General features: G+C 65.6%; 24 protein-coding genes and 1 tRNA gene. 13 read left to right on the top strand and 12 right to left on the bottom strand.

Annotated features, from left to right (window positions below):
• The first annotated feature begins 35 nt into the window (after positions 1-35).
• Positions 36-509 (top strand): cupin domain-containing protein, encoded by a 474-nt coding sequence (locus tag MUG95_RS00230; RefSeq protein WP_247009061.1) that lies wholly within the window; start codon positions 36-38, stop codon positions 507-509.
• Positions 510-543: 34 nt separating this feature from the next.
• On the opposite strand, the gene MUG95_RS00225 is transcribed toward MUG95_RS00230, so the two are convergent.
• Complete coding sequence (locus tag MUG95_RS00225; RefSeq protein WP_247009060.1) at positions 544-864, bottom strand: twin-arginine translocase TatA/TatE family subunit; 321 nt, start codon at positions 862-864, stop codon at positions 544-546.
• A 176-nt stretch (positions 865-1,040) separates the two neighbouring features.
• Between MUG95_RS00225 and MUG95_RS00220 the strand changes: the two genes are divergently transcribed.
• The gene (locus MUG95_RS00220) at positions 1,041-1,532 is read left to right on the top strand and encodes a hypothetical protein (RefSeq protein ID WP_247009059.1); all 492 of its coding nucleotides are present in this window, start codon (positions 1,041-1,043) and stop codon (positions 1,530-1,532) included.
• A 176-nt stretch (positions 1,533-1,708) separates the two neighbouring features.
• Entirely contained in the window at positions 1,709-2,527 is an 819-nt protein-coding gene (locus tag MUG95_RS00215) for an HD domain-containing protein (protein ID WP_247009058.1), read from the top strand.
• Between the two features lie 19 nt (positions 2,528-2,546).
• Here MUG95_RS00215 and MUG95_RS00210 read toward each other — a convergent pair whose 3' ends face one another.
• On the bottom strand, positions 2,547-2,825 hold the full coding sequence (locus tag MUG95_RS00210) for a hypothetical protein (protein WP_247009057.1): 279 nt from the start codon (positions 2,823-2,825) through the stop codon (positions 2,547-2,549).
• A 3-nt stretch (positions 2,826-2,828) separates the two neighbouring features.
• Complete coding sequence (gene pdhA / locus MUG95_RS00205) at positions 2,829-3,974, bottom strand: pyruvate dehydrogenase (acetyl-transferring) E1 component subunit alpha (RefSeq protein ID WP_372608180.1); 1,146 nt, start codon at positions 3,972-3,974, stop codon at positions 2,829-2,831.
• 54 nt (positions 3,975-4,028) lie between these two features.
• On the opposite strand from pdhA, the gene MUG95_RS00200 reads away from it, so the two are divergent.
• Positions 4,029-4,457, top strand: coding sequence for a hypothetical protein (locus tag MUG95_RS00200; RefSeq protein WP_247009055.1), 429 nt, complete (start codon positions 4,029-4,031; stop codon positions 4,455-4,457).
• 44 nt (positions 4,458-4,501) lie between these two features.
• Here the strand turns inward: MUG95_RS00200 and MUG95_RS00195 are convergent, their stop codons facing one another.
• The 7 genes from MUG95_RS00195 to MUG95_RS00165 all read right to left on the bottom strand — a co-directional run bounded on the left by MUG95_RS00195 (position 4,502) and on the right by MUG95_RS00165 (position 11,343).
• Positions 4,502-5,083: an LURP-one-related/scramblase family protein gene (locus MUG95_RS00195; protein ID WP_247010501.1), complete on the bottom strand. Its 582-nt coding sequence runs from the start codon at positions 5,081-5,083 to the stop codon at positions 4,502-4,504.
• A gap of 211 nt (positions 5,084-5,294) precedes the next feature.
• Positions 5,295-5,365: transfer RNA gene (locus MUG95_RS00190), tRNA-Gly, on the bottom strand.
• Between the two features lie 102 nt (positions 5,366-5,467).
• Entirely contained in the window at positions 5,468-6,118 is a 651-nt protein-coding gene (locus tag MUG95_RS00185; protein ID WP_247009054.1) for a class I SAM-dependent methyltransferase, read from the bottom strand.
• Between the two features lie 31 nt (positions 6,119-6,149).
• On the bottom strand, positions 6,150-8,594 hold the full coding sequence (locus MUG95_RS00180; protein ID WP_247009053.1) for a type II secretion system F family protein: 2,445 nt from the start codon (positions 8,592-8,594) through the stop codon (positions 6,150-6,152).
• Between the two features lies 1 nt (position 8,595).
• Entirely contained in the window at positions 8,596-10,227 is a 1,632-nt protein-coding gene (locus MUG95_RS00175; RefSeq protein WP_247009052.1) for a type II/IV secretion system ATPase subunit, read from the bottom strand.
• 97 nt (positions 10,228-10,324) lie between these two features.
• Positions 10,325-10,750, bottom strand: coding sequence for a DoxX family protein (locus MUG95_RS00170; RefSeq protein WP_247009051.1), 426 nt, complete (start codon positions 10,748-10,750; stop codon positions 10,325-10,327).
• Positions 10,751-10,800: 50 nt separating this feature from the next.
• Positions 10,801-11,343 (bottom strand): DUF7549 family protein, encoded by a 543-nt coding sequence (locus MUG95_RS00165; RefSeq protein WP_247009050.1) that lies wholly within the window; start codon positions 11,341-11,343, stop codon positions 10,801-10,803.
• Positions 11,344-11,452: 109 nt separating this feature from the next.
• Between MUG95_RS00165 and MUG95_RS00160 the strand changes: the two genes are divergently transcribed.
• Genes MUG95_RS00160 through MUG95_RS00140 form a run of 5 tightly spaced genes read left to right on the top strand, consistent with a single transcriptional unit; the run spans position 11,453 to position 14,763 of the window.
• Positions 11,453-11,887 carry a DUF5793 family protein gene (locus tag MUG95_RS00160; protein WP_247009049.1) on the top strand — a complete coding sequence of 145 codons (435 nt, stop codon included), beginning with the start codon at positions 11,453-11,455 and terminating at the stop codon, positions 11,885-11,887.
• 54 nt (positions 11,888-11,941) lie between these two features.
• Complete coding sequence (locus tag MUG95_RS00155) at positions 11,942-13,294, top strand: phosphohexomutase domain-containing protein (RefSeq protein WP_247009048.1); 1,353 nt, start codon at positions 11,942-11,944, stop codon at positions 13,292-13,294.
• Between the two features lie 41 nt (positions 13,295-13,335).
• Complete coding sequence (cdd, locus tag MUG95_RS00150; RefSeq protein WP_247009047.1) at positions 13,336-13,725, top strand: cytidine deaminase; 390 nt, start codon at positions 13,336-13,338, stop codon at positions 13,723-13,725.
• Entirely contained in the window at positions 13,722-14,567 is an 846-nt protein-coding gene (locus MUG95_RS00145) for a nucleoside phosphorylase (protein WP_247009046.1), read from the top strand. The genes cdd and MUG95_RS00145 overlap by 4 nt, the downstream gene beginning before the upstream one ends.
• A 10-nt stretch (positions 14,568-14,577) precedes the next feature.
• Complete coding sequence (locus tag MUG95_RS00140; RefSeq protein ID WP_247009045.1) at positions 14,578-14,763, top strand: hypothetical protein; 186 nt, start codon at positions 14,578-14,580, stop codon at positions 14,761-14,763.
• A gap of 142 nt (positions 14,764-14,905) precedes the next feature.
• Here MUG95_RS00140 and MUG95_RS00135 read toward each other — a convergent pair whose 3' ends face one another.
• Positions 14,906-16,081 (bottom strand): NAD(P)/FAD-dependent oxidoreductase, encoded by a 1,176-nt coding sequence (locus MUG95_RS00135; protein WP_247009044.1) that lies wholly within the window; start codon positions 16,079-16,081, stop codon positions 14,906-14,908.
• A gap of 150 nt (positions 16,082-16,231) precedes the next feature.
• On the bottom strand, positions 16,232-16,765 hold the full coding sequence (locus MUG95_RS00130) for an Rrf2 family transcriptional regulator (RefSeq protein ID WP_247009043.1): 534 nt from the start codon (positions 16,763-16,765) through the stop codon (positions 16,232-16,234).
• Between the two features lie 144 nt (positions 16,766-16,909).
• Here MUG95_RS00130 and MUG95_RS00125 point away from each other — a divergent pair, with 144 nt between their 5' ends.
• The 4 genes from MUG95_RS00125 to MUG95_RS00110 all read left to right on the top strand — a co-directional run bounded on the left by MUG95_RS00125 (position 16,910) and on the right by MUG95_RS00110 (position 20,533).
• Positions 16,910-17,827, top strand: a complete 918-nt coding sequence (locus MUG95_RS00125) for an NAD-dependent epimerase/dehydratase family protein (RefSeq protein WP_247009042.1) — start codon at positions 16,910-16,912, stop codon at positions 17,825-17,827.
• A 51-nt stretch (positions 17,828-17,878) separates the two neighbouring features.
• Positions 17,879-18,799, top strand: coding sequence for an arginase (gene rocF, locus MUG95_RS00120; protein ID WP_247009041.1), 921 nt, complete (start codon positions 17,879-17,881; stop codon positions 18,797-18,799).
• Between the two features lie 14 nt (positions 18,800-18,813).
• Positions 18,814-19,665: a sulfurtransferase gene (locus tag MUG95_RS00115; protein WP_247009040.1), complete on the top strand. Its 852-nt coding sequence runs from the start codon at positions 18,814-18,816 to the stop codon at positions 19,663-19,665.
• 76 nt (positions 19,666-19,741) lie between these two features.
• Positions 19,742-20,533: a cyclase family protein gene (locus MUG95_RS00110; RefSeq protein ID WP_247009039.1), complete on the top strand. Its 792-nt coding sequence runs from the start codon at positions 19,742-19,744 to the stop codon at positions 20,531-20,533.
• The last annotated feature ends 66 nt before the right edge of the window (positions 20,534-20,599 follow it).

Raw genomic sequence — 20,599 nt, 5'->3', positions numbered from 1 at the left:
AAAACCGTTATACCGGCGGCACGAGAGAACAGGCTATGGAGAAGGTGTCGCTGTCGGAAGTCCGAATCGAGAACAACCCGCTGAAAGTCCACTCGGTCCGCAAACCCGTCTCCGACGCCCTCGGGACGGAGGAGTTCGCGTTCAACTACTTCGAACTCGAACCCGGGGAGTCCTTCTCCGGCGGCATGCACCGCCACCACGACCAAGAGGAACTGTTCTACATCCTCGAGGGAACGGCCACGTTCGAGACGCCCGACGAGACGGTGACGGTCGAAGAACACGGGTGTATCCGGTTCGCACCCGGCGAGTACCAGACCGGCGGGAATCAGAGTGACGCCCTCGTCCGAGGGTTCGCAATCGGCGCGCCCGGGTCACGTCACGACTGGGAGGAAATCGACGCACTGCTGGACTGTCCGGCGTGTGGCGAGGAGACGGACCACGAGATGGCGTTCACCGACGACGGTCGGTTCGCGTTCACCTGCCGTGAGTGTGGCAACTCGCTATCGTAGTGTTCGGGGTGTCGAAAACGAAAACAGCGGGTTGCTACTCCTGTGCCGTGGAACTCGTCTCGTCGGCTTCACTCTCCATCTCGGCCGTGCTGGACGTGTCCGCACCGACCTCACCTTCGGCGGTAGTGTCGGCATCGACTTCGCCCTCGGCCTCGATGTCGCCGTCTTTCATCTGTTCGAGTTCTTCTTCGACTTCCTGCCGTCCCTTCTGGAACTCGCCGATAGCCTCACCGGAGGACCGAGCGAGTTCCGGGATTTTGTTCGCACCGAACAGCAGGATGGCGATGAGCAGGATGACGAGGAGTTCTGGCGGTCCCGGCATCCCCGGGAACAGCGGAATGTACGCACCAAGCATCTCTACCTCACCGTAGCCCGAGACGTAATATAGGCCTTTTGCTCCGCTCAATCGACGGAGAACCCGGACCCGGCGGTCCCGTCCGGCGGTATTTGACGACCGACGGCGGGGACTCTCTCCCGCGCTCCCACATATTGGAGAATCAATAAGTGCGCGGCGGAGCTACCAACTGCCGGATGCTGTTCTACATCTCCACGAACGAGACGATGGAGAGCGACGACGGCGAGCAGTTGCCGGTGTCGGACCTGTACGACTACCATATCGTCGAAATCAGGGAGTTTCCGACCGTCTACACCGAGGCGGTGGACCGCATGATTCGGCCGGAGAAACCGGCGTCGTTCCCGGAGGGCGTGAACTACATCCGCCCGGAAGGGGACGCAGAGCAATTAGTGTACGAGACGTTGGGTATCGAGCGGTTCGAGCACAATCCCGCGTGGGTCGTCCTCGACACGACACCCGACGGGGACGTCGGGACGTTCGTAACGTTCGAGTTGGGTGGCTTGGAGGACCCGGCCAAAGTCGGGGAAGTGCTACGGCGAATCTACCGAACGCTGGACGCGGACGATTTCGATGGGCTAACGTGGGAAAAGCGAAAGCTCCGCTTCGAGCAGGTGATGGACAAGCTAATAACCGTGTACGGTCTCATCGTGTCGCTCTTCAGAACGTGAGCCGTGTTCTCGCCGGCAACGCCCCACGCTCGTGTGGCGGTTACCGCAGTGTGGCACTCCCCGTCACCGACGAGGGTTGCGGATTTTCGATATCGGGGTGGAGTCCGGAAGGCAGTCGCCGCGCCCAGTGTCAGTTTCCCCGGCAGTCTTTTTTCTGCTGGGAGTCACTCACCAGTATGACCGACGCAGACGACGGCGGGGACGGGCGCGTGTACGACCCGGACGCCGACCACGCCTTCCCGGACGAGCGGGTGGCGACGGTCCTCTCGTACCTGGCCGAGGACCAGGAGGTCCAGGCGTACCTCGACGCACAGAACGTCAACCCCGTCACCCGGAAGCGGTACAACGACCACGGGAGCAAACACATCGAAATCGTCCGCAACCGCGCGCTCTGTCTCTACGACTTGCTCAAGGGTGCCGGCGTCGAGTTCAACGGCGCGCGCGAACAGGGACTCGACGAGGCGGACGAGGCTGTCATCGTCGCACTGGCCGCGACACTCCACGACATCGGGCACGTCGTCCACCGCGACGACCACCCGTACTACTCCATCCCGCTGGCCGCCGACCTGCTCGACCGAATCCTCCCGGACCTCCCGTTCTACGACATCGGCGAACAGGTCCGGGTCAAAGGCGAGACGCTCCACGCGATAATCTGTCACCACGTCGAGGAGGAACCGCTCACCTTGGAGGCGGGTGTCGTCCGCGTCGCCGACGCACTCGACATGGAGCGGGGCCGCTCACGCATCCCGTACGAGAGCGGTGGACGCGGCATCAACACCGTCTCCAGTCGCGCCATCCGGGACGTATCGCTCCGCCCCGGCGAGGAGAACGACGTCCTCGTCGAGATTCGGATGGACAACGCCGCCGGCGTCTATCAGGTCGACAACCTCCTGAAAGCCAAACTCCGCGGGTCGGGACTCGGCGACCACGTGCGCACCGTCGCTATCAACAGCAGAGAGGACGCAGACCAAATCGTCGAACGCATCGAACTCTGACGGGCGGTCGCTGCCGCGGCTACCGCTCGAACGCGGATTTGACCGCGGCCGTTATCGCCCGGACGAAACTCCCGAGACCGCCATCACCCGGATTCGCCGCCGGTTCGAAGTCCCTTCGTAGCGTCGTCAGGGGAACCCGGCACAGGTCGCCGGTGGCGCGCCGCGTCCCGTCGTCGTCGGCGACTCGCAGCAGCGTGACGGCCGTCTCGCTCGTCCCGACGACACGGTAGATTCCGGGGTCAGCGTCGGCCGTCGCCATCGTACGGAAGTGGTCGTACGGGGCAGGCGCGTCGGGCATCGGTCACTCCTCCGTCAGCGCGTCGTCGCCGTGTCGCTCGCGGAGGCGGCGGAGGTGCTCGCGCTGGTCCCGAACTCGGGGTGTCGGTGTCTCGTATGCGTGTTCGAATATCGAGTCGGGGTCCGGCTCGTAGGCCTCCGCCGCGTCGATGCACGCTGCCACCGTCTCCTTGGCGTCCGCCTCGATAGCGTCGATGCGGTCGTCGTCCAACAGGTCACGCTCGCGGAGGAACGTCTCGAACCGGGGGAGCGGGTCACGCTCGCGCCACTCCTCGACTTCCTCGTCCTCCCGATAGACGGATGGGTCGTCGGCGGTGGTGTGCGCGCCGAAGCGGTACATGACTGCCTCGACGAGCGTCGGCCGAGCCTCGTCCGGGTCGGGGTCACGGGCCTTCTCCACGGCGGCTTTCGTCACCTGATACACGGCGAGGGGGTCCATCCCGTCGACCTGGACGCCGTCGAAGCCGTATGCCGTCGCCTTCTGTGCGATGGTGTCGCTGGCCGTCTGTTCGTCCCGGTGGATGGAGATAGCGTATTGGTTGTTGTTACAGAAGAAGATGGCTGGCACGTCGAACACGCCCGCGAAGTTCAGCCCCTCGTGGAAGTCGCCCTCGCTGGTCGACCCGTCGCCGAAGTGGCAGACGAACACCCGACCGTCGCCTTTCAGTTTCGAGGCCCACGCTAGTCCGGTCGCGTGGGGGATGTGGCTCCCGATGGAGATGTTGATGGGAAAGACGTTCTTCTCGGCGAGCCACTCGTTGCCGCGCTCGTGGCCCATCCAGTAGAGGAGGTACTCCGGTTCGAGGCCGCGCGCGACGACTGCACCGTGTTCGCGGTACTGGAAGAGGAGCCAGTCGGCGTCGTTGAGCGCGTGCGTCGAGGCGACCTGTGCGGCTTCCTGCCCGGCCAACGACGGGTACGTCCCCATGCGCCCCTGCCGCTGGAGGCTGATGGCCCGCTCGTCGAAGTGGCGCGCGAGCCACATCTGGCGGTACATCTCGACCAGTTGCTCGTCCGGGATGTCGGGCACCGTCGCGCCGTCTCTGACACGGCCGTCGGCGTCGAGAACTTGCACTCGGTCGTCCGGCGGTCGCCCGAGTATCGAGTGGTCGGTCGTCACGTTACCCCGGCACACGGACAGACGGGACATAACGTTTCCCCACCCCGTCACAACGGTTTTGTACCGCCACGACCATCTATGCGTATGGGTAACATGCCCAGTCAGCGACCTCCCGAGGGGACGGAGTCGGAGGGGGACGCGCCGGACGCCGGAACGGGCGTGTTCGGTCGGGTGGCCCGCGGTGCCCGCTCACTGGTGGCCGCCGTCAGCCGTCGGCTGTCGATTCTCCCGGACCTCGACTTGACCACCGCGTTCCGGCTGAACGACGAGCGAGACATGCCGCGCCGTCCGCTAGCGGGGACCGCACAACGAGACACCGAAGCGAAGTTACCAGCCACGTCGGAGTCCGCACTACCCGCGCGTGACCGACCGTTTACGTCTCCGTCCCGCGAGGGTACCACGAACCCGCCCGACCTGTCCGCGACAGAGCGAGACGGCCGGCTCTCTGTATACTATCCCGGCCGTGACGGGGCCAAAATCACCTCCGATACCTACGAGCGCGTCAAACGGTAACCGGCCGCCGCTCGCTCACGAAAGCGACGACGGGCGGCCCGCAACTAGTGGTTCTGAATCGCGTCGATGACCATCGCCGCCGCGAGAATCGGCTCTTTCGGGACGGTACTCGTGTCGTCGAGTTCGATTTCGTAGCGGTCCCGCATCGAGAACTGTCCGTCGATTGTGCCGACGTGTCTCCCGTCGCCGTCGGTGATTTCGTACTTGTGCGGGATGAATTGGCCGAACGGGAGGTTGTTGCGCGCCAGCGTGACCAAGGCACCCCGGGAGCTGATTTCGGCGAGCACTGCATCGGTGTCCGCGTCCCGTATCTTCCACGTGTCCTGAAAGATGCTGAAGTCGTTGTCGAGGACGACCACGTCCTCGCCAGTCTGTGCATCCGAGAGCGCGTAGGACCCAGCGACGTCGACGACGCCACCGGCTCTCACCGTGAACACGTCCGTCCCGTCACCGTCAGTGAACGGGAACTCCTCTTTCGCTTTGAACAGCTTCTGCTTCCCGCGGAGGACCGTGTTGCCGTCGCTGTCCATCGCCTTGTACTTGTTCCGAACCAGACTCTGCTCGACGGTGTACCTCGTGTCCGTGAAGTCGACGCCGTCGATGTCGTACTCGCTGGAGGGACCTATCACTGTCGAACTACCGAACGGCGTCCAATTAAATCCCCGATGCCCGCAGCACTGCTCCGCAGTTTTCGGTCCTGTCGCTCGCGGTATGCTCGCCGCATAACGCGCCGACAAGGATTTGAACTACCTCCACGTCGCTCGCGCCACTCGCTCGTAGCGTACTTCCAATCCCTCCGAGTTGCATTCACGGCTCACGGTGTGTTCGCCGCAGAAATGCGCCGACCGGGATTTGAACCCGGGCCATGAGCTTGGAAGGCTCAGGTCCTACCACTAGACCATCGGCGCGCTCGTTCGCTTCGCTCAGTCGCGCCCCGTGACTCACGTCGCTCCGTGAGACATCGGCGCGCTCGTTCGCGCCCGGCACTACCCTGCCCCGATTAATGGGTCTTATTGTTCGGCGGGACGGGCGACGGCGTAGCAGTTCCCGCTTGAAACGAACGTCTCGACGGCTTGGAGGTTGCTCTCGGCGATATCGGTACGGAACTCGTCGGGGTCGTAGATGTGGTAGTACCGCGGCACCGTCTCCCCGTCGGGGAGCGTCCAGTCGACGGTGGTGTCGAAGCCCACAGTCGCGTCGAAGCGGTCGTGTTCGGTACTCCACGCGCTGACGAGCGCGCGGCCGTCTGGCGCGAGGACACGGGCGAGTTCGTCGAGGCTCCCGACTCGGGCGTCACGGCTCGGAAGATGGTGAAGCGTGGCGACGTAGATGGCGACGGCGATTGCGTCCGACCGCACCGGAACCGTCGCCGCGTCGGCCTGGAGGAGGTCGACGGGCGTCGGCTCGTCCCGCAGTCGTTCGCGGGCCGCATCCAAGAGACCGTGGCTCACGTCCGCGGCGAGAACGCGGTCGGTCACTATCCCGAGCGGCGGAACGTGGCGGCCGTTCCCACACCCCAAATCGAGGCCGACGCCGCCGGTGTCCCGCCCGTCGAGGAAGGACTCGATTTCCGGCCACGGATACTCGCGGGTCGCCGAGAAGTGGTCGGCGATGCGCTCGTAAGTCCTGCGGACCCCGGCACCCGTCGGGTCGTCGTCCATACCGGCGGTTCAGCCCGGGCAGACAAGTGGGTTACGAGGAGTCGAGCGGTGCGGGGCCGGGTTGGATACGCTCCTCGGCGCGGACGCTTTCGAGACCCGGCGGATAGTAGCCGTCCACCTCGCCGCCGTCGTAGTCGAACTCGCGGTTGCCGTTAGTGTCTCTGTGTGGGACGGCTACAACCGTCGCATCGTCTGGTATCTCCTCGTTGAACTGGACGGTGATGTCGGTGGACTGGCCGGCAGGGAGATACCCCGTTCGACCCAGTACCCTGCCGTCGGCCGTGTACGCGTGGACGACGATGAAGCCGCCCTGTGAGAGTTCGGCGGCCTCGATGGTCAACTGGTCGTTCTGGTACTGTGACCCCATCTCGATGGAGGCGACCGGTCCCGAGAGAATCAGGAACGCCACGTACGCAATCGAGAGCATGATTGCGGCGTGCTTGGCACCGTCCCGAAGCCGACCCTCACCGATTTGCCCGGCGATGAGGCCGGAGAGGACGGCTTGTAGGAGTGCGGTGTGGAAGAAGACGAGCGTGTACGCTGCCTTGTTCACGTCGCCGAGACGAGTGAACTGCCCAGCGTTCACGCCGAGGCGGTTGTTGCTCGGCGGCGTCGGAACGTTGTTCGGGAGGCTGGGAACCAGCACCTCCTGCACGGCCACGATGATGACCAAGAACACGAAAAACGAGATGTAGATGACGACGAGGTAGGTGAACATCTCTCGCCGCCGCTGTCGCTTCATCCGCAAGTCGGACCGGGCCTCGTCGGCCGCGATACGCAGCACGCTCCCGATGTCACCGCTCGCACGCATCGCGTTCGTCAGGAGCGTCACCGAGCGAGTGATGGGCGTCGTTCGGACTCGTCGGCCGAACCGGGACAGTGCCGCCTCGATGTTCGCTCCCAACGAGATGTCCGCCCAAATCCGGTCGACTTCCGCCGAGAGGGCACCGAGGTCACTTCCACGCACGCGCTCGAAACTTTCGACCACGGACATCCCGGCTTCGTTGAGGCTCGCCAACCGTTCGAGGAACTCGGGCGTCGCCTCCTCGATACGCTGGAGCCGTTGTTTGTGGACGTACCTGACGACTGCGTACGACCCCATGACGACCAGCCCCGCCTGAAGCAGGTAGTCGTCGAGGACCCGGATGTTAGGGCCGACGGTAGTCAGGGCACCCGGGAGTCTGAGTGCGGTCACGAGGAGAGCGAGGGGGACGGTCACGTAGAGGAGCGTGGTGGGGTTCCGGAGAACGGTCTGTAGCGGTCGACCCACGACACGCCGGAGCCGTTCGAGGCGGTCGTACATCGCGAGTCGCTCGAGGTTCGCTGTGAGTCCCGGGGCGTGCCCACCGTCGGGCGTCTGTACGTCGGCCGTCGGTGACGTGCCACCAGTCGACTGCAACGACGTGGCGGGTTCCATCCCGTCCTCGGCCCCGATGCCAAGCAGTGAGAGTCGCTGGTCGAGAAAGACGATGAACCCGATGTTGCCGAGCGGGATGACGAGGTACGCGAGCAGTTGGATTATCCACAGTGTGTCGGTGGTCGTCAGGCCGAACACGAGCAACACGGTGATGAGAAAGAGGACGCCGGCGACGAACAGGGTCACGTACGCTTCGGCGATGGTCGCCAAGAGTTCGAGGACCTCCTCCTGTCGCTCGCGGGATTCCTCCCGGTAGCGTTCGTACTGCTGACTGAGGAAGTTCGGGAGGTTCTGCCCGCTCTGGAGGACGCTGGCGAGGTTCTCGCCGAACGTCTTCAGCTCCTCGCTCGGCGTCCGCTGTGACATCCGCCGCACCGCGTTGATGACGTCCGTCCCGAACAGGTCTATCTCCCTGACTGCGACCGATACCTCCGCGGCCGTCTCCCCGTAGACCCGGCGGTTGTCCGCCAGCGTCCGCATCGCGTTCGGGAACGGCATCCCACCCCGCGAGAGGGCATACAGGAACGCGACAGTCCGTGCGAGACTCTCGTTGATGTGGCGGCGACGCACCTCTGCTTTCCCCTCAAGCCGTTGCCAGCGGAGGACGTACGCCACGACACCCGTGAGCGCGCTGGCCACGAGGCCGCCGACGATTGCGACGGTGTAGAACACCGGCGTCGGCAAGTCGAGTCGCCACGTCCGCGGGTTCCCGAGCGCGGCCGTCATCGCTCGGGGGAGGCCAGCGAGGAAGTCGCCGACTGCCGGAATCACGACGATGAACCCGGCGATGGCGTACCCGCCAAGAATCCCCCCGATGACGCTGAGGACGACGGCGTGGAGGTAGCTCTTGGCCGCGTATGCACGGTACGTCTCCGGGATGTACGCGGCTTCGAGCAGTCGCTCGCGCTCCGGCCGGTCCCCGGAGACGAACCGGTTGAACAGTATCAGTGCGATGCGGGTGAACACCGTCCCGACGCGGGCAGTCGTCTTGGCGGCGAGGAGGACGCCGACGAGGCCGAGCGCGACGAGAAACGGGAGGAAGACGAGCGGCGACGCCATACTACTCCGTGACCGTCACGTCCGCGTCGTCGATGCGGTCCATGACCTCTCCGGGGTCTGCGTAGTACTTGTTGACCATCGCCGTGAACCGCCGGTAATCGCCGATACCTTCCTGTTTGAGGTACTGCAGGAACCGTTTGCGGTCGCGAATCTCTCGGCGGAGGTCGGACTCGCTCCACCCTCTGTCCTCGCGTATCTCTTGGAGGAGTCCGCTCTGGTTCTGGGTGAACTGGTCGCCCGTGGCCGTCCACCGGTACGTGTTCGCGTAGTCAAGTTCTCCCGTCCGTTGGTCGATGCCCTCGATTTCGGCCAGCGTCCGCATCCGCCGAACGCGCTCGCCCTCGCTCTGCGTGAGGACCTGTACGGCGAGAACGTCCAGCGACTGGACCATCGGCCGCGGGACGTTGATGGGTTCGTTCTCCAGTCGGTTGATGACCGTCTGAACGCTGTCGGCGTGCATCGTCGAGAACGTCGTGTGCCCGGTGTTCATCGCCTGAAAGAGGGTGATTGCCTCCTCGCCACGGACTTCACCGACGACGATGTACTCCGGGCGGTGCCGCAGTGCCGACCGCAGGAGGTCGTACATCGTGATGCTGTCGTCGTCCAGTCTGTCGCGCGTCACCGACGAGAGCCAGTTGTCGTGATACAGGGAGAGTTCGCGGGTGTCCTCGATGGTCAGGACCTTCGAGCGCGGCGGGATGAACATCGAGACGGCGTTCATCGAGGTGGTCTTGCCCGCCGCCGTCCCGCCCGCGAAGATGAGCGACCGGTTGTTCTCGATACACAGCCAGAGGTAGACGAGCATGTCTAGACTGGCCGTCCCGTATTCGAGCAGGTCGATGGGGGTGAACGGCTCGTCGGCGTACTTCCGAATGGTGAACGCCGAGCCACGGGGCGTCACCTCCTCGCCGAGGGCGAGTTCGATACGCGACCCGGTCGGGAGCGTCGCGGAGACGACGGGGTCGGAGACGCTGATGTGCTGGCCGGACCGCTGTGCGAGTTGGATGACGAAGTCGTTCAGCGTCTGTTGCTCGAAGACGACGTTCGTCTCGACGTCGGTGTAGTCGTCGTGGTAGACGAAGATGCGCAACCCCGGCCCGTCACAGGAGATGTCCTCGACGTGTGGGTCGTGCATGATAGGGTCTATCTTCGCGTACCCGTGGAACCGGCGGTAGAGGTAGTAGTAGAGGCGGTAGTACGTTTCGAGCGTGATTTCGACGCCGTACTCCTCCAACCGCGTCTGCAACTCCTCCATGAGTGCCTGCTCGGGGTCCGCGGCCACTTCCGAGCGGTAGAGGAGTGGCTCGCGGATGTCTTCGAGCAACCGGTCGAGCAGTTCCGCCTCCAGTTCGTCCAAGCCGGGTTCGACGACGTGGTAGCGGTACTTGTCGTCCTCGTGGCTGTAGTTGATGGAGACGAACGCGAAGGGCGCGTTCAGCCAGTAGCGGTCCACCTCGTCGAATCCCGGAAGGCCGCCGAACGAGAGCAGTCGCTCGTGCCTGTCCGGGTCGTAGTTCTGGACGGGAACGGTCGACCCGGAGAGCAGTTCGGCCGCTCTCGAAAGCCACGTACCGATGCTCCCGGCGCGACTCGATGGCGTCACGTCGTCGCCTGTGGTGTCTTGTCGTGACATGCTCTCCGGCGGGCCGCTCGACTAACCGCACTTGTCTTGGGTAGCAACCGCTCGTACTTAAAGTCGGCAGTCGTTTAGGGTGGGCGAGTCCGGCGGCTCACTCGCGCTCGGTCGGCAGCGGTCGCGTGTACCACCACGCCACCGCGACGAGGACGGCCTGCAACGGGAGGCGTGCCCAGCGGCCGACCGGTGACGGGTCGGCAATCGGGCCGGGCGCGCCCTGAATGACCACGCCGCTGGTCGCCATGTAGACGTTTGCCGGGAAGACGGCGACCAACAGCGCGACGAGGCCCCACGCCGCGATGGTACGCGTGCGGGGTATCAGGAGTCCGACGCCGACGAGGATTTCCGCGAGGCCCGAGAGGTAGACGAGGCCGACGGGCCACGGGAGCCACGGCGGGACTATCTGTGCGTACAGTCCGGGAACGACGAAGTGCAGGATTCCTGCGACGACGTAGACTGCAGACATGACGTACAGTAGTGGTCGTTTGATTCGCCGGAGCGTCGGGGTCGGGTCTCGCATCTGTTCGTTGGGGGGACGGTCCGACCGTTAGGTCTTGTCGTTCTCGCCGGTCACGCGGGGGCGCGGTCGACGGTGAGGAGGACGTAGGCGAAGACGTACTGCAACAGGAGACCGACTGGAATCACGACGCCGACGAACGACGTGCTGACGACGGCGTCGACGGGCACACCGAGGGTGAGAACGGCCGCCGAGAGCGTGAGCAGGACTGCCGAGACGAGGAGCAGGCCACCGACGGCTCGGACTTCGTCGAACCGTGCCGCCGCGACTTGGTCTTCGAGTCCCCACATGGCGAGCGTCAGCAGGAGCGCGAGCGCGATGACGCACGTCGAGGCGGTGTAGAGGACGAAGGGTATCGGTCCCGGTGCCCCGGCGTAGAACGAGATAGACTCCCACGGGAGCATCACCAGCGGGTTCGGCCCCGGCACGTCGATGTCGAAGAGAAAGCGGACGACCACGAAGGGGGCGTGTATCTGGACGAGACTGCCGCCTTGGATGCTGCCGATGGCCGCCGTCACCGACCACGGGACCAGCGCGCTCACCCACGCGAACACGACGGCGAACTCCTCGGCGTACTCCGACTTAATCAGGCTCATACGCCACGGTCACGAACGGTGGCGGTAAAAACCCACGCACCCGACCCGTGGAAATTACTCACACGGGCGTTACGTTCATTGCTACCGAAGCCGTAGATAGACGTACCGAATGAGGCGCGACTACTTCACCCTCACAGTCGAGACACACGGGGACGACGACCAGCCGGTGGCACACATCGAGTTCGACGGGCCGAGCGATGTCCTCACACAGCGCCTCACACCCGACGAGGACGTCGATGTCGCCTTCCGCTATCAGACCCGCGTCGAAGCGGACGAGGCGACAGGCGTGTTCAGCGTTACAGACCGGATGACCGGCGACTTCGTCCTCGAAGCCAACGCCGACGCGACGACCGTCGCTGACCTCGTCGACGCCGCACGCGAGTACGGACAGGCGACGAGCGACGCGGAAGGGTGCTACAGGGTCGTCCTCACCCGGGACGGCGAGACGGCCTTCGAGACGGAGAAACGGACGCTTCTGGTCTACGACAACGAGGGAAGCCTGCTCCGCCAACACTCCTTGATACCCTCCGGCGTCGAACTGTAGGTCGGTCACGTCTCGACCGGCAGCATCTAAGTGACAGCCCCCGGAGTGACACGCATGGAGCTATTCGGGACCGCCGGCATCCGGGGTTCGGCCCGCGAGGACGTGACGCCAGCCCTCGCGCTCGCTGTCGGCCGGGCGGCCGCCGTGGACGGCGAGGAGTTCGTGGTCGGCCGCGACGGCCGGGAGACGGGGACGGCCCTGGCGGCGGCCGTGGAGGCCGGATTGGAGAGTGGCGGTGCGACGGTTCGCCGCACCGGGCAATTGCCCACGCCCGCACTCGCGTACGCTTCGCAGGGCCGTCGCGGCGTGATGGTCACGGCGAGTCACAACCCGGCCGCCGACAACGGCCTCAAACTCTTCGTCGACGGCCAAGAGTACGACAGCGACGCGGAACGAGCCATCGAGGAGCGCGTCGACGCGGACACTTCGCCCGTGGCGTGGGACGAGTGGGGCAGTGTGACGGACCTCGACGTGCTGGCCGACTACCGTGAGACTGTCGTCGAGTACGCAGGGACGTTCGGGGCACCACTCGACGGCCTCCCCGTCGCGGTCGACTGTGGCAACGGGATGGCGGGGCTGGCGACGCCGCAGGTCCTCCGGGAACTCGGCGGCGACGTGACGGCACTGAACGCCAACGTCGACGGGCACTTCCCCGGCCGCGGGAGCAAACCGACGGCCGAGACGCTCGCCGACCTGCGGGCGTTCGTCGCCGACAGTGACGCCGCACTGGGTATCGGCCACGACGGCGACGCCGACCGCATCGTCGTCGTCGACGGCGACGGGGCAGTCGTCCACGAAGACACCGTGCTGGCAATCCTCGCCGAGCGGTACGTCCGGGCGAGCGACGCCGCCGACCCCGTGGTGGTGACGACGCCGAACGCCTCCGGCAGAATCGACGAGCGGGTCGGGGCGGCCGGTGGCCGGACCGAACGCGTCCGCCTCGGCGCGCTTCACGAGGGTGTCGCGTCGGCCCGCGAGCGCGGCGACGGCGGGACCGACGTGGTGTTCGCCGCCGAACCGTGGAAACACCTCCACACCCGTTTCGGCGAGTGGATAGACGGCGTGGTGAGTGCCGCCGTTATCGCCCGACTCGTCGCCGAGGCGGGTATCGACGGCCTCCGCGCGGCGGTGACGGAGCGACCGTACCGAAAGACGAGTCTCGCTTGTCCCGACGCGTCGAAGGCCGCCGCGATGGACCGGTTGGAGACGACCCTCCCCGAGCAGTTCCCCGACACGTCCGTCTCGACGGAGTACGGCGTCAGGCTGACGTTTCCGGACGCGTCGTGGGTCCTCGTCCGGCCGAGCGGAACCGAGCCGTACCTCCGTCTCTACGCCGAGAGCGACGACGTGGACGCGCTCGTCGCCGAGGCGACGGGGGCCGTCGAGCGGGCAATCGACGCGGTCTGAGGTGGCGAGGCTATTTTACAGCGGCCGCCGTCCCGGAGCGTATGGACGAACTGGTCGAGGGGGCGCGTGACGCGCTCGACGCCGCACACGCCCCGTACTCGGAGTATCGGGTCGGGGCCGCACTCCGTGCGGGAGACGGCACGGTGTACACGGGCTGTAACATCGAGAACGCGAACTACAGCAACAGCCTGCACGCCGAAGAGGTGGCCGTCGCCGCGGCCGTCAAACGCGGCGTTCGGTCGTTCGAACGGCTGGCCGTCACCTCCAGCGAGCGCGACGGCGTGACCCCCTGCGGGATGTGTCGACAGACCCTCTCCGAGTTCTGTGGCCCGGACTTCCCCGTGGTCTGTGACGAAGGCGAGACGACCACGGAGTACCGACTCGGCGACTTGCTCCCGAACGCCATCGACGCGGAGACACTCGGAAAATGACCGACGACAGTACCGCCGCCGACGACGCGGCGAGCGAGAACCCGAACGACGACCAACAGTACCATCTCGAAGTCCAATCGGGCGACGTGGCCGACACCGCCCTCCTCCCGGGCAACCCGGAACGAGTCGGGAAAATCACCGCCGAGTGGGACGACAGCGACGTGGTGGCGAGCCACCGCGAGTACCGCACCGCGACCGGTTCCTACGAGGGCACACCCATCTCGGTCACGTCGACCGGCATCGGGAGTCCGTCCGCGGCAATCGCCGTCGAGGAACTCGCCCGAGTGGGTACGGACACGCTGATACGGGTCGGGTCCTGTGGGGCTATCCGCGAGGAGGCGAGCGTCGGCGACCTAGTCATCACGCGCGGTGCGGTCCGACAGGAGGGGACCAGCGAGGAGTACGTCCGCGAGGACTACCCCGCGGTCGCGGACCACGCCGTCGTCGCCGCCCTCGTGGCCGCCGCCGAGCGCCTAGACTACGACTACCACGTCGGCCTGACCTGTTCGACGGACTCGTTCTACGCCGGGCAGGGCCGTCCCGGCTTCGAGGACTTCGAGGCCCGCGGGAGCGAAGAGTTGGTCGAGGAGTTGCGCGCGGCGAACGTCATCAACTTCGAGATGGAGGCCAGCGCCATCCTGACGCTCGCGAACGTCTACGGCCTGCGGGCCGGCGCCGTCTGTACCGTCTACGCCAACCGCGTCACCGGCGAGTTCCGGACCGAGGGCGAACGGCGGGCCGCCGAGACCGCGAGCCTCGCCACCCACCTCTTGGCAAAGATGGACGAACGCGTCGAGGAATCGGGTGCCGGAGCGTGGCACGCGGGACTCAGCATCGAATGACCGGCACAGGGTGAGACTCGTGGAGAAACAGCGACTGCGGCGGTTGGTCGGGACCGCGATGGTCGGCCTCGGCCTCCTGCAGGCCGCACTCGGCGCGACGCAGGACGACCTGTTGTTCGCCGGCTACGGTCTCCTCTACGCGCTTATCGGCGGTGCGTACCTCTACTTCGAAGGCAGGATATTGGAAGGAGAGTGAGCATCCGCGCGAGCAAGGCGAGCGCGGTTCACTCGACGCGACCGGAGGGAGCGTCGAGGAGTTTTTAGCGTAGCTTTTTACGAGGAGGGGTGCCCGCAGGGCGGCGAAGCCGCCCGAGGACACCCGACGCAGTAAAAAGGTACTACATATCCGGCCAGGCCTTCAGCGCGCGGCCGGGGCCGGTAACCGAGTTTATCCAGCGGGCGGCGATGGCTTTCTTCAGGTTCCGTGCCATGAACCCGCCGAAGGTGTCGATGGGGAACCCGATGCCGGCGTAGGACACGTCGTGGGCGACGGCGTCCTCGCCGACGGAGATGGCGGTGCCCTTGCTCTCGAACGTCCAGTCGTCCAGCGGTTGGCCGCGCATGGCCCGGGCCATGTTCTTGCCGATGTGGTCGGCGGCCTCCCACGCGGCCTCTGCCGTCGGCGGCGCGGGGTTCTCGCCGGGTTGGTCGATGAGTGCGCAGTCGCCGACGGCGAAGATGCGGTCGTTCTCCGTCTGGAAGTTCATCCCGGTGTGGATGCGTTTGTTGCGCTCGTCTTTCTCCACGTCGAGGTCCTCGACGCACTCACGGCCGGTGATGCCGCCGGTCCAGAGCAACACGTCGTAGTCGAGTTCGATGTCGTCGCCGATGTACACCGTCTCCTCGTCGACTTCGCCGATGAACTCGCCGGTCATGATGTTCACGTCGCGGTCCTCCAGTCGCGTGCGGAGCGCGCCCTGCACCTCGGGGTCGTTGCCCGGGAAGATTTCGTCGAGGCCCTCGACGAGGTGGATGTCGATGGGGGCACGGTGGTCGTCACGGAACTCGGCCACTTCACCCGCCGACTGGATGCCCGAGAGACCCGCGCCGCCGATGACGACCTGTGCGGGGTCGGACTGGGACGCCTCGCGGGCGGCCTCCTTGACGTCTTCGTGGATGCCCAGCGCGTCGTCGAGGCTCTTGAGCGTGTGCGCGTGTTCTTGCAGGCCGTCGATACCGAAGAAGGCCGTCCGCGAGCCGATTGCGACGAGGAGGTAGTCGAAGTCGACGGTGGACTCGTCGGCGAGGGTAACGACGCGGTCATCGGCGTCGATGTCGACCACTTCCCCCTGCACGAAGCGGGTGCTGGGTGATTTGATGTCTTCGACAGGGATGGTGACCTTGTCCTGAATGGCCGGGTCGCGGATGCAGCGGTGGGACTCGTGGAGAACGAGATGGTAGTCCACGTCAGAAATCCACGTGATGTCAGTGTCGCGGCCGAGTTCCGATTCGAGACTCTTTATCGCACCCGCCCCGGCGTAGCCGGAGCCGAGCACGACAACGTCGTCTGTCATGACTCCGACTCGGGAGGCACCCGATACAAAGGCTTTGAAATCGCCACGGACCTGCAGCGAGTTTTATCAGTGGCGACACTCAGATAAGACGGCCGAAAATACAGGCGTGTGCGGGAATAGCATCCGAACGGTGTCGCACAGCGTCCGCGCTTACTTCTCCACGTCGCCGACGGGGGCGCGCATGTCGTCGATAGTGAGGATGAGGATGTTGCTCGTGTCGTCTTTCCCTTCGACGCTGCCGATGATGCGGAGTTTCGACAGCGGCGTCGGACCGACGGTGATGGTGTCCCCTTCGTGGAAATCAGAGAGCGAGCCCTGCAGTTTGATTTCGGCGCGGCACTCCTCGGGGTGGTGGACGCTCGTGAGGTCTATCTCCTCGACGTTCGCCGTCTCGACGGGTTCGCCGTTGTGTTCGAGCGGTACGTCGGCGGCCTCGTCCATGTCTTGGACCTGCAGGGCGTCGTACGCGTTGGAGGTCGGCTTGTAGCCACCTTTCGGCCCGGGTACACCCTCGACCAACTGGAGGGCCTTCAGACTCTGCATCTGGTTGCGGATGGTTCCGGGGTTCCGGTCGACCTGTTCGGCGATGTCCTCGCCCTTGACCGCGGACTCGGACTGCCGGAAGAGGTTGACGAGTTCTTGAAGAATGTTCTTCTGACTCGGTGTGAGTTCGATAGATGACATGTGCGAAGGTTCGTCGTTTGTGTCCTTAAACCCGGGGGATACGTGTATGCCGGACCATATGTCGGCGTTCAGACTGTGGAAAGACAGGTGTCTGTCTTGGGTCGAAGCGACACCCATTTGATTGTCCGTGGAGGTGTAGCCAGTATGCAAGGAAAGCGCGTGTTGGTGACTGGGGGTGCGGGGTTCATCGGCTCGAACCTCGCGAACCACCTCGCGGCGGACAACGACGTCGTCGCACTCGACGACGGCTACCTCGGGACGCCAACGAACCTCGACGACGACGTGGAGTTCGTCGAGGCGAGTGTCCTCGACGACGACCTCCCGGTAGATGTCGACGTGGTGTTCCACCTCGCGGCGCTCTCCTCGCTACAGATGCACGAGGACGACCCACAGCGTGGGGCACGCGTCAACGTCGAAGGGTTCGTCAACACCGTCGAGCAAGCGCGCCAGGAGGGCTGTGAGACTGTCGTCTACGCCTCCACGTCGTCTATCTACGGCAGTCGGACCGAACCCTCGCCGGAAGACATGCCTGTCGCGGTGAACACGGGCTACGAGGCGTCGAAACTCGCCCGCGAACGGTACGGCGAGTACTTCGCGAACTACCACGACATGGACGTGGCCGGACTGCGGTTTTTCTCCGTCTATCAGGGCTACGGCGGGGCCGAGGAGCACAAAGGCGAGTACGCGAACGTCATCGCACAGTTCGCCGACGACATGGCCAACGGAGACCCGCCGGTGCTGTACGGCGACGGCGAGCAGACGCGTGACTTCACGCACGTCCAGGACATCGTGCGCGGCATCGAGGCGGCGGCCGACCACGAACTCACGGGTGTCTACAACCTCGGGACCGGCGACGCCTACTCGTTCAACACCGTGGTCGAGATGCTGAACGACGAACTAGAGACGGCCATCGAACCGGAGTACGTCGAGAACCCGATTCCCGAGGACGTGTACGTTCACGACACCTGCGCGGACGCCTCGAAGATGCGCGAGGCCACGGGGTGGGAACCCGAAATCGACTTCGAGGAAGGCATCCGACGCGTGTGCGAACAGTACCAGTGACGGCCGGGTGAGGCCGTCGATTTTTGTACCTGCCGGGGTGTGGTTGTGGTGATGGACAAAGACGTGCGTATCATCGGCGTCCCGATGGACCTCGGCGCGGATCGACGCGGTGTCGACATGGGGCCGTCGGCGATTCGCTACGCCGGCCTCGCCGACCAACTCGACCGGATGGGCACCACCTGCGTCGACTGGGGCGACGTACACGTCCCGCGACCGGAGGAGACGGACCCAGACGCGGCCGACCCGTTCGACGGCCGGGCGAAGTTCATCGCCGAGACGGAGACTGTCTGTACACGTCTCGCGCACGAAGTCGCCGACGCCGTGTCCGCAGGGGAGTTCCCGCTTGTGTTGGGTGGGGACCACTCCATCGCTATCGGGACGATGCGCGGTGTCTCCCGCGGCGGCGAGACGGGACTCGTCTGGTTCGACGCCCACGGCGACTTCAACACGCCGACAACGACGCCCAGCGGAAACGTCCACGGCATGTCGCTGGCGGCCATCCTCGGCAAGGGGTCGTTCACAGACACGGACTGGGCACCCGCACCGAACGTCCCCGAGGAGAACGTCGCCCTCGCGGGCCTGCGGTCCGTGGACGAGGGCGAACGCGAGAACATCCGCGAGAGCGACGTGACGGCCTACACGATGACAGACATCGACACCCGTGGCGTGACCGAAGTCGTCTCGGAGGCACTCGACATCGCCACCAACGGCACCGACGGCGTCCACGTCAGCCTCGACTTGGACTGGCTGGACCCGACCGAAGCCCCCGGCGTCGGGACGCCCGAACGCGGCGGCGTCTCCTACCGTGAGGCCCACGCCGCGATGGAACTAATCTGGGAACGGGTCGCCGCCCCGGGGCTGCTCCGCGGGTTCGAGACGGTGGAGGTCAATCCCATCCTCGACCAGCACAACCGGACGGCGGAACTCGCCGTGGAGTTGGTCGCCAGCGCGTTCGGGGAAGTGGTACTGTGACGGTCCCGTCGCTGGTGGATCCGGACTGGCTCGAACCGCGCCTCCACGAGTCGGACCTGCGTGTCGTGGACTGTACGCTGCATCTCAGCTTCGACCCGGAGACGGGTGCCCGACACACGGAATCCGGCCGTGCAGACTGGGACGCGTCCCACATCCCGGGGAGCGTCTACGTGAACGTCCAGGAGGACCTGACGGCGGCCGACCCGGACTTCCCGTATCAACGCCCGTCCCCGGCGCGGTTCGCCGACGCGATGGCGTCGCTCGGTATCAGCGACGACACGCGTGTCGTCCTCTACGACAGGGCGCGGAACTCGTGGGCCGCACGTGTCTGGTGGCTCCTGCGCTCGTTCGGGTTCGACCGGGCGGGAATCCTGAACGGTGGCTGGGAGCGGTGGACTGCGGACGGACGACCTACGTCGACCGACCGACCCGAAGAGCGAGACGCGACGTTCACACCGGACCCGCACCCGGAACTGGTCGCGGACAAAGAACAGGTGCAGGCGGCAATCGAGGACGAGGCGTGCAGTCTGGTCAACGCGCTCCGGCCCGCGGACTTCGACGGGAGCAACGTCGTGAAGTACGGCCGTCCGGGCCACGTTCCGGGGAGCGTCAACGTCCCGGCCGTCGGCGAGTCGGCCATCGTGGACGCGGCGGACCAGACGTACCTGCCGCGGGACGCGCTCCGGGCGCGGTTCGCCGACGCCGGCGTGACTGAGAGCGAGCGCGTTATCACCTACTGCGGCGGCGGTATCGCGGCCAGCAGCGCGGCGTTCGCCCTCCACCTCCTCGGTGTCGAGAACGTGGCAGTCTACGACGGGTCGATGGCCGAGTGGGGGCGGACGGACTTGCCGATTGAGACTGACTGACCACCGTCCCGCCCACTGGTCGACTCGGTACCCCCACCGCAGAAAACGTCTTGCACCTCGCGCGTGACCGCTCCGCATGGACTTCGGTGACGTGTCCCTCGTGGACCTGAGCATCGGCCTCGAACCCGGTGTCGACAGCGAACCGTTCCCACCGTCGGTGGAGTACTACGACCACGAGCAGGGCGCGGCACTGCTCGCGGCGAACCTCCAAGGTCAAGGCTACGACGTGAGTGCCGAGGATTTCCCCGACGGGTCGGCACTCGCGTGGGAGGAAGTGACGGCGATTCCCCACGCGGGGACACACCTCGACGCGCCGTGGCACTACGGTCCCGAGTGCGACGGCGAGTCGGCCAAGACAATCGAGGACGTTCCGCTGGAGTGGTGCTGTGGGAACGCCGTCGTCCTCGATTTCACCGACCTCGACGCCGGTGCCGAAATCACGCCCGACGGCATCGACGCCCGTCTCGACGCGCTTGACCACGACCTGACGGCCGGCGAACTCGTCTTCGTCCAGACCGGGGCGGACGAGTTGTGGGGCACCGAGGCGTACCTCACCGAGTTCCCGGGGATGGGCGCGGCGGCGACGAAACACCTCGTCGAGCAGGGCGTGAAGGTAATCGGGACTGACGCCTACGGGTTCGACAAACCGTTCACCGAGATGGGGCGGCGGTACGTCGAGACGGGTGACGACGGGGAGCTGTGGCCCGCCCACCTCGCCGGGCGGGAGGTCGAATACTGTCAGATAGAGAAGATGGCGAACTTGGACGAACTGCCGCGCCGGACGGAGGTACCCGTCGTCACCTTCCCGGTGACAATCGCGGACGCGAGTGCCGGCTGGGTCCGTCCGGTGGCGATGCTCGACGGGTGACTGGCGACACCACGCCGCATCCGACGTGGGAAACAACACCCTTATCCTCACACAGATGATAAATAC

The sequence above is a fragment of the Halorientalis litorea genome (genome assembly GCF_023028225.1).
In the GTDB taxonomy this organism is placed as follows: Archaea; Halobacteriota; Halobacteria; order Halobacteriales; family Haloarculaceae; genus Halorientalis; species Halorientalis litorea.
Note: the sequence above shows the minus strand (reverse complement) of the source record. Positions and strands in the feature narration are given on the sequence as shown.

Bases quoted from the DNA above. Each gene is read 5' to 3' on its own strand.
- MUG95_RS00220 (WP_247009059.1), top strand. From the start codon at position 1,041: ATGCTGTTCTACATCTCCACGAACGAGACGATGGAGAGCGACGACGGC.
- MUG95_RS00210 (WP_247009057.1), bottom strand. From the start codon at position 2,825: ATGCCCGACGCGCCTGCCCCGTACGACCACTTCCGTACGATGGCGACG.
- MUG95_RS00225 (WP_247009060.1), bottom strand. From the start codon at position 864: ATGCTTGGTGCGTACATTCCGCTGTTCCCGGGGATGCCGGGACCGCCA.
- MUG95_RS00230 (WP_247009061.1), top strand. From the start codon at position 36: ATGGAGAAGGTGTCGCTGTCGGAAGTCCGAATCGAGAACAACCCGCTG.
- MUG95_RS00180 (WP_247009053.1), bottom strand. From the start codon at position 8,594: ATGGCGTCGCCGCTCGTCTTCCTCCCGTTTCTCGTCGCGCTCGGCCTC.
- MUG95_RS00165 (WP_247009050.1), bottom strand. From the start codon at position 11,343: ATGAGCCTGATTAAGTCGGAGTACGCCGAGGAGTTCGCCGTCGTGTTC.
- MUG95_RS00110 (WP_247009039.1), top strand. From the start codon at position 19,742: ATGGACTTCGGTGACGTGTCCCTCGTGGACCTGAGCATCGGCCTCGAA.
- MUG95_RS00130 (WP_247009043.1), bottom strand. From the start codon at position 16,765: ATGTCATCTATCGAACTCACACCGAGTCAGAAGAACATTCTTCAAGAA.
- MUG95_RS00155 (WP_247009048.1), top strand. From the start codon at position 11,942: ATGGAGCTATTCGGGACCGCCGGCATCCGGGGTTCGGCCCGCGAGGAC.
- MUG95_RS00215 (WP_247009058.1), top strand. From the start codon at position 1,709: ATGACCGACGCAGACGACGGCGGGGACGGGCGCGTGTACGACCCGGAC.
- MUG95_RS00160 (WP_247009049.1), top strand. From the start codon at position 11,453: ATGAGGCGCGACTACTTCACCCTCACAGTCGAGACACACGGGGACGAC.
- MUG95_RS00175 (WP_247009052.1), bottom strand. From the start codon at position 10,227: ATGTCACGACAAGACACCACAGGCGACGACGTGACGCCATCGAGTCGC.
- MUG95_RS00170 (WP_247009051.1), bottom strand. From the start codon at position 10,750: ATGCGAGACCCGACCCCGACGCTCCGGCGAATCAAACGACCACTACTG.
- MUG95_RS00125 (WP_247009042.1), top strand. From the start codon at position 16,910: ATGCAAGGAAAGCGCGTGTTGGTGACTGGGGGTGCGGGGTTCATCGGC.
- pdhA (WP_372608180.1), bottom strand. From the start codon at position 3,974: ATGTCCCGTCTGTCCGTGTGCCGGGGTAACGTGACGACCGACCACTCG.
- MUG95_RS00145 (WP_247009046.1), top strand. From the start codon at position 13,722: ATGACCGACGACAGTACCGCCGCCGACGACGCGGCGAGCGAGAACCCG.
- rocF (WP_247009041.1), top strand. From the start codon at position 17,879: ATGGACAAAGACGTGCGTATCATCGGCGTCCCGATGGACCTCGGCGCG.
- MUG95_RS00135 (WP_247009044.1), bottom strand. From the start codon at position 16,081: ATGACAGACGACGTTGTCGTGCTCGGCTCCGGCTACGCCGGGGCGGGT.
- cdd (WP_247009047.1), top strand. From the start codon at position 13,336: ATGGACGAACTGGTCGAGGGGGCGCGTGACGCGCTCGACGCCGCACAC.
- MUG95_RS00185 (WP_247009054.1), bottom strand. From the start codon at position 6,118: ATGGACGACGACCCGACGGGTGCCGGGGTCCGCAGGACTTACGAGCGC.
- MUG95_RS00200 (WP_247009055.1), top strand. From the start codon at position 4,029: ATGGGTAACATGCCCAGTCAGCGACCTCCCGAGGGGACGGAGTCGGAG.